Origin of the sequence: Halalkalibacter suaedae (assembly GCF_017939705.1) — a bacterium.
GTDB lineage: Bacteria > Bacillota > Bacilli > Bacillales > Bacillaceae_D > Halalkalibacter > Halalkalibacter suaedae.
The window spans coordinates 275,991-283,333 of sequence record NZ_JAGKSQ010000006.1 but is presented as its reverse complement, the minus strand read 5'-3'; the positions used below and the strand labels follow the sequence as shown (position 1 = coordinate 283,333).

Sequence of the window (7,343 nt, the reverse complement as noted above, 5' to 3'; positions counted from 1 at the left end):
TAGGTCTGGTGTGGAAGCGTGGCGACACGTGGAGCTGACAGATACTAATCGGTCGAGGACTTATCCAATACAATTCTTGATTTGTTTCTTGCGTATTATCTAGTTTTGAGAGAACTATTTCTTTCAACGAAGAACAAAGAGAACCTTTTTAGGTTATCTGACGTTCGAGTCTGGTGGCGATAGCGAAGAGGTCACACCCGTTCCCATGCCGAACACGGTCGTTAAGCTCTTTTGCGCCGATGGTAGTTGGGGGCTTCCCCCTGTGAGAGTAGGACGTTGCCGGGCAATTAAGCACAATCCATTTGGATTGTGCTTTTTAATTTGCATAAAGAAATTTGATATGGAGATTTAATCACAATTTCCTGCCTAATAAAAGATCCAAAAGTTCTCCCTTCAAAACCTACTTTTTCTAATATAAGAGGAAAAGTTATCTTGATAATCACACTATTAAATTCAAGTATAGTACCTATTTTGTCGGTTATTGTAAATTTTTTATTAATAAATTTACAAATCTCTCTAATAGTTAACTGTTCCTTAATATCTAATTAATCTTTATCAAGTAAGATAGTTTAGTAGAGACTCAACTAAATAGATAGGAAGTAAGTCACATTAGGATACATATTTTCCTTATTTAACAGGTGATGTTTAAAGAAGCATACATATAGCCCTGTAAGATTTTGTATCTATAATATTGCTCAAATCTATTTAATTCTTTAATATGAAAGAGTCTTTAAAATTGTTAGAGGAGGAATAGAATGAATCAGCAACCTATGAAGAAGATTTTTAGTTTACTATTAATTTTCACTTTACTATTTTCAAATTTCTCTACAGTGTTTGCAAACGATACATCTGTAGCAGAAGACACTATTTCAGTTAGTGAAGCAATCGCTAACAATACTGGATCAGCAACGGTTGAGGGGTATATTGTTGGAACAATGACAAATGATACGGAGCCTCCCTTTTCAGCCAATACAAATCTAATATTGGCTGATTCTGTAGATGAAACAGACAGTTCTAAATTTTTACCGGTTCAATTACCAAAGGGTTCAATAAGAGATGGATTAAATCTTGTTGATAATCCGGGTAACTATCATGCAAAAATCCAAATAACTGGTGATCTTGCGGCATATTTTAGTAAACCGGGATTAAAAAGTCCAACTTCATACACTGTGGTAGAGGGTGGAGAAGCACCAGAACCGCCTCCAGAACTCGAACTTAAATCAATTAATGAAGTTAGAAGCTTGACTACTGGAAGCGAAGTCATCATCCAAGGTGTAGTTACTGCGGATAATGAAGCGATCGGTGGTGGGAAGTTATCAACTTATATTCAAGATGAAACAGCAGGAATTAATGTATACAATGGTAGCCTAACTGGATTTCCTTCTTTAGTAGAAGGCCAGAAGATTGAAGTAGTAGGAAAGTTAGCAGAATACAATGGTCTTTTAGAAGTCATTCCTAATAGTGATGGAATTAAAATTATAGAAGAGAGTGTAAGTGTACCAACAGCTAAAGCAATAACAATTGCAGAACTGCAAAATGGTGCTGTTGCTGAACCGTTAGAAGGTTCACTTGTAAAAGTAAAAGGCTATGTTCAAACGATTCCTAGTAGTCCTGCTGGTGGGGGTTATAATGTTTCTTTCTTAGATGAAGAATTTAATAGTATCACTTTACGAGTAATGGAAGATACAAATGCAATCGAGTCTTTAGAAGAAGGAAAATGGTATGACATTACAGCAGTTTTGAGTCAATATAATACATATCAGATTCTTCCACGTAAAGCATCTGATATTGTATTATCAGCTGAGCAACCAGATGCTCCTTCAGCAGCTGGAGAATATATTGCAACAGTAGCCAGCGTCACAGATGGAGATACAATTAAATTAGCAACACCTGTACTAGGAGCGAACACAGTTCGCTATGTAAATATTGATACACCGGAAACCTATCATTCTATTAAGAATGCTGCAGATCAAAATCAGAAAGATCATGGTGAAGCAGCAAAGAATTATATGAACACATTATTAAAGGCTGGTGATGAGGTTATTGTCAAAGTTGGTGAAGAACCAACCGATGCTTATGGCCGTATACTAGCTCAAATCATTCGAAAATCTGATGGTTTAAATACAAATTTAGAAATGGTCAAAGCTGGATATGCAACCACATACTTTATTTGGCCTGTAGGAGACGAGGCCGACTATACTCTTTTCCAAGATGCAGTTAAGGAAGCAAAAGACGCTGAACGTGGTATTTGGAATCCAGAAGATGAATTAATGGAGCTTCCATTCGAGTTTCGTGCAAGAGAGCAAGGAAAAGGCTTGCTAAGATATGTAGGGAATTCTGAAACAATGAAATATGTTTCCCCTGAAGACTTTGAAGATGTACCAGTTGAAGCTCGAGTATTCTTTAGTTCGAATGAAGAAGCTGAAGCAAATGGTTATCTACCAGTAGGAGATGACAGTGGTGAGCCTCAAAACCCTGAAGAACCTTCTGATAATGTATCCCTGCAACTTTTAAGTTCTAACGATTGGCATGGAATGATTGATTTAACAACAGAAATTGATGGTGTTAATTACGGCCGTGCAGATTATCTAGCTGCATATTTACGTGAACGTGAAGCAACGAATCCAAATACATTAATTGTTCATCCTGGTGATATGATTGGTGGAAGCCCACTAGTATCTGCATTATACCAAGATGAGCCGACAGTAGAAATTATGAACTCAATTGGTTATGATATCGGAACAGTTGGAAATCATGAATTTGATGAAGGTACGACTGAGCTTTTACGTATGATTAATGGTGGAGATCATCCAGAAGGTAAAGGAACAGAAAACTACACTGGAATGGATACGAAAATGCTTTGTGCAAACTGCGTGTATCGAGATTCTGGTGAAACAATTCTTGATCCTTATACAATCGAAGAAGTAGATGGTGTGAAAGTTGGATTTATTGGTGTTAATACGCCAGCTACAGCAACGATGGTAATCCCAACAGGTATCAAGGATATTAAGTTTACTGATCCGGTTGAAGCAGTAGATAAGGCAGTAGTAGAACTAAAGCAACAAGGTGTAAGAGCAATTGTTGTTCTATCTCATTTACCAGCAACACAAAATGGTGACTCAGCAACCGGTGAAGCCGCTGACTTAGCAATGAGTGTCGATGATGAAGTCGATATTGTTTATGCTGCACATAATCATGTGAAGGTGAATGCAGTTGTAGATAACAAATTGGTTGTACAAGCATGGGATTATGGTAATGCATTTTCTGACATTGATGTTGAAATTGACCGTACGACTGGTGACATAGTTGAAATGTCGGCTGAGTTAGTTGATGTTATTCAAGCTGATATTGAGCCAGATCCGGAAGTTGCGGCAATTTTAAAGAAATATTCAGACTTAGTTGATGAGCAAAAAAATGAAGTAGTAGGGAAGTCTGCCCAGACTCTAGTTAATAGCTACCCTACAAGAGACAAGTTTGGTGACCCAGGTGTAGGTAATTTACTTGCCGATTCAATGAAATTTTCAATGGATAGTGATTTTGCTTTAATGAATGGTGGGGGAGTTCGAAATCCACTACATGAGGGTGAGATTACATGGGGAGACCTATTTAACATTACTCCTTTTGGAAACTATTTAGTGAAAATTGAAATATCTGGCGCTGAATTTAAGAATATTTTAAACGCAATGATTTCTCCGCAGTATGGTGCAGATTCATTTATTGCAGGTGCAAAATATACGTGGGATCCATTAGAAAATGAAGTTGTTGATGTTTTCCTTTTAGATGAAGAAGGAAAGGTTGGAAGTGAAATCGATCCAACAGCTACGTATTCATTAGTAGTTAACAACTATATGTATGAAAACAGTGAACATAGCGATTACCGTTTACTTTCACAATACGGAAAGAACAAAATTGATGGAAAGATTGATGTTGAAGCATTAGTCGATTATGTGAAAAGCTATAACAATGAGCCTATCGTTTATCCAAATGAAGGTTTAGGACGTATTGAGGCAATTGAAGTAGTTACACCAGATCTTGGTGAAGTTACAATTAAAGAAGCTCGTGAAGCTGGTGTGAAGAAAAAAGTTACAGTTGAAGGAATTGTTACAGTGACTCCAGGTGTTTGGGGAAGCAATGGATATTATATTCAAGATGATACGGCGGGTGTCTATGTAAATGGTGCTGGAGTCAAAATTGGTGATCGTGTCAAACTGACGGGTATCACAGCAGAATCTGCTGGAGAGTTTCAGTTAACTAATTTAATCGGTCAAGCAGAAATACTTGGATCTGTCGATGTTCCTGCTGCAATTCAGTTAACACCTTCTGAAATTAACGAGGCAACTGAAGGTAAGCTAGTTGAAGTTAAGGGTGCTACAATTTCAGAATTAAAGAGCGTTAATACGTATGGTACATTCGAATTTATTGCAACAAAAGAGGGCAAATCAGTATCTGTTCGTGTTGATAATCGCGCTGGTGTAACGTATGATAACTTCGCATATAAAAACGGTGATGTTGTTAACGTAAAGGGTGTTGTTGGTGAGTTTAATGGTACGTACCAACTAAAGCCAAGAATGGTTGAAGATATCGTTGTAGCAACTGATAACGGAAATGATAATGGCTCAGGAAATGGTTCTACAGTTATAACTAAGCCAATCATCTCAGAAAAAGAGGCGGCTGTTAGCTCAGAGGATCTTGCGATTGTCACCGAGAATGGAACAGTCTCAATTGATCTGACAGATCATGAGGATGTTGAGACATTAAACTTAACGAAAGAACAATTGCAAACTCTGAAAACCAAGAATGCAGATGTATCAATTGTTAAAGATGGTGTTCAATTAAACATACCTACTTCGATTTTTAATTTAGGAGAAGATGTTGCTGTCGAGTTTAAAAAAGGTACTAGAGTAAACACGATTAGCGATGTGTACGATTTCACCATTTATATAGGGAATGATGGATCAACTCTTTCAACTTTTAGTGGGATTGAATTAGTGTTTGAAGTTGACTTGAAAGATGTCAAGAACCCAGAGAATCTTAAAGTTTTCTATCTAAATGAGATTACTGGGAAATGGGAACTAGTCGGTGGGGAGTATAAGGATGGCAAAGTGACAGCGACTACGACTCACTTTAGTGTATTTACAGTACAAGAAGTAATTACTCCAGGAGATGGAACTGACGGAGGAACTGACAGTGGATCAGGAGATGGAACTGACGGAGGGACTGACAATGGTTCAGAAGATGGAACTGATGGAGGAACTGACAACAGCTCAGAGAATGGAAAAGATATCGATTCTTCTGATAGTGAAATTGAAGATGTGACTAAAGGTGATGATGGTAAGAAATTACCTAACACTGCAACAGCAACTTATAATTGGTTAATTGTTGGAACGCTTATCCTTGCGTTCGGTCTAGTTGTACGTGCGGGCAGTCGTAAAAGAAAGCTAATCTAATAAAACTCTTAAGCTCCCCTTTCATGGGGAGCTTTTTTGTTTGCTTCGATTAGCGGTTTGTATGTTCTTTTAAAGATTGGTAATGCTAACCTTACTATCCTAAAAATGAGGTGAGTACATGCCTTCCATCATATCAGTTAGTACATTTATTCCTCCGTATACGCTTGATCAAGATACGACAACTGAATTTGCTCGTGAGCTTTTTAATGAAAGCTTCAAAGACATTGATCGTTTGCTAAAAATCTTTAAAAATGGACAAATAGACGAAAGGCAGTTTGCTGTACCAATGGATTGGTTTAAGGAGAATCATTCATTACAAGATAGAAATGATACATATATTGAGTTAGCTACTTTGTTTGGTGCTGAAGCGATAAAAGCATGCTTAAGTCAGACTGAGTTCTTGAAGAATGATGTTCGTGTCGAGGACATTGATGCGATTGTTCTCGTTTCGAGTTCAGGAATGTCGACGCCAAGTATTGATGCCAGGATTATGAATGTACTTCCCTTTTCACCACATACGAAACGAATTCCACTTTGGGGACTCGGCTGTGCGGGTGGGACTGCTGGTGTCAGTCGAGCATTTGAGTATTGCAAGGCATTTCCAGATCAGAACGTGTTAGTTGTTTGTATTGAGTTATGTAGTTTGACCTTTCAAAAAAATGATCGTTCGAAAAGCAATCTCGTTGGTACCTCTCTCTTTGCTGATGGTGTTGCTTGTGCCCTTATATGTGGGGAAGACTCTCGACTTTTAGATGAGGCGAAGCAGCCAATCCGTCCATCAATCCTTTCAACTCAATCGACATTGATGCCACATTCAGAAGAGGTGATGGGATGGGATGTGAAGGATACGGGATTACATGTTGTGTTTTCACGAGACATTCCTTCGATTATTCAAGAATGGTTACAGCCTAATGTTACATCATTTTTAAAGGACAATGGTTTAGATCTACAAAGATTGTCTTCGTTCATTGCCCATCCAGGAGGCAAGAAAGTTCTCGATGCCTACATTCATTCATTAGGAATTGATGAGGGGATGGTTACCACATCCAAAGAAGTCCTTAAACAACATGGGAATATGTCATCACCGACTGTATTATATGTATTAAAAAGCATTATGCTCGACGAACATCTTGATGGTGATTACGGATTGATGGCCTCACTAGGTCCTGGTTTTTGTTCAGAGTTAGTTCTATTACAATGGAGAGGGGTTCACTAATGATTGCAATTTATATTTTTATTACAATTGTTATTGCACAACGAATGGCAGAGGTGATGATTGCAAATCGAAATGCAAAGTGGATTGTTAGTCAAGGAGGCTATGAGGTTGGTAGGGACCATTATAAATACATTGTTATGGTTCATTCCCTTTTTTTTATAGCATTACTTATTGAAGTCTCGCTTTCAAGAAATACAGCTACCACATGGGCGATTGCACCTTTGATTGTTTTCTTAATTGCACAAGTTGGTAGAGTGTGGGCGTTGTCTTCTTTAGGGAGATTTTGGAATACGAGAATTATGATTTTACCTGGTGCAAAAGTTATTGCAAAAGGACCCTACCGTTTCTTGCGTCATCCTAACTATGTTATTGTTATTACAGAACTTGCTGTTCTTCCCCTTATCTTTCAGGCTTATTGGACTGCGATTATCTTTACAGTCATTAATGCACTGATTTTATCTGTTAGAATAAAGAAAGAAGAACAAGCTTTACAGGAAGTAACGAACTATGATGCTATTTTCGAGAAGAAAAAACGATTTATTCCTTTCCGTGATTCAAAAAATTAGTAAGTTTTTTCTCAAATAGGCTATTTAGAAAGAGTAACTTCCTCTATTATTGTTGATATGATAGTAGAGGATAAGTGAGAGGTTCTGAAGATTGTTTTCATGGTTTCTAGCAGT

At 37.7% G+C, this 7,343-nt stretch carries 3 protein-coding genes and 1 rRNA gene; all 4 read left to right on the top strand.

The window, feature by feature from the left end; all coding sequences use genetic code 11:
• The first annotated feature begins 169 nt into the window (after positions 1-169).
• The 4 genes from rrf to J7W16_RS15795 all read left to right on the top strand — a co-directional run bounded on the left by rrf (position 170) and on the right by J7W16_RS15795 (position 7,229).
• Positions 170-285: ribosomal RNA gene (rrf, locus tag J7W16_RS15810) — 5S ribosomal RNA — on the top strand.
• Positions 286-755: 470 nt separating this feature from the next.
• On the top strand, positions 756-5,447 hold the full coding sequence (locus tag J7W16_RS15805) for a DUF6359 domain-containing protein (RefSeq protein ID WP_210598416.1): 4,692 nt from the start codon (positions 756-758) through the stop codon (positions 5,445-5,447).
• A gap of 118 nt (positions 5,448-5,565) precedes the next feature.
• Positions 5,566-6,663, top strand: a complete 1,098-nt coding sequence (locus J7W16_RS15800; RefSeq protein WP_210598414.1) for a type III polyketide synthase — start codon at positions 5,566-5,568, stop codon at positions 6,661-6,663.
• A complete protein-coding gene (locus J7W16_RS15795) occupies positions 6,663-7,229 on the top strand; it encodes an isoprenylcysteine carboxyl methyltransferase family protein (RefSeq protein ID WP_210598413.1) in 567 nt (188 codons plus the stop codon). The genes J7W16_RS15800 and J7W16_RS15795 overlap by 1 nt, the downstream gene beginning before the upstream one ends.
• Positions 7,230-7,343: the final 114 nt, after the last annotated feature.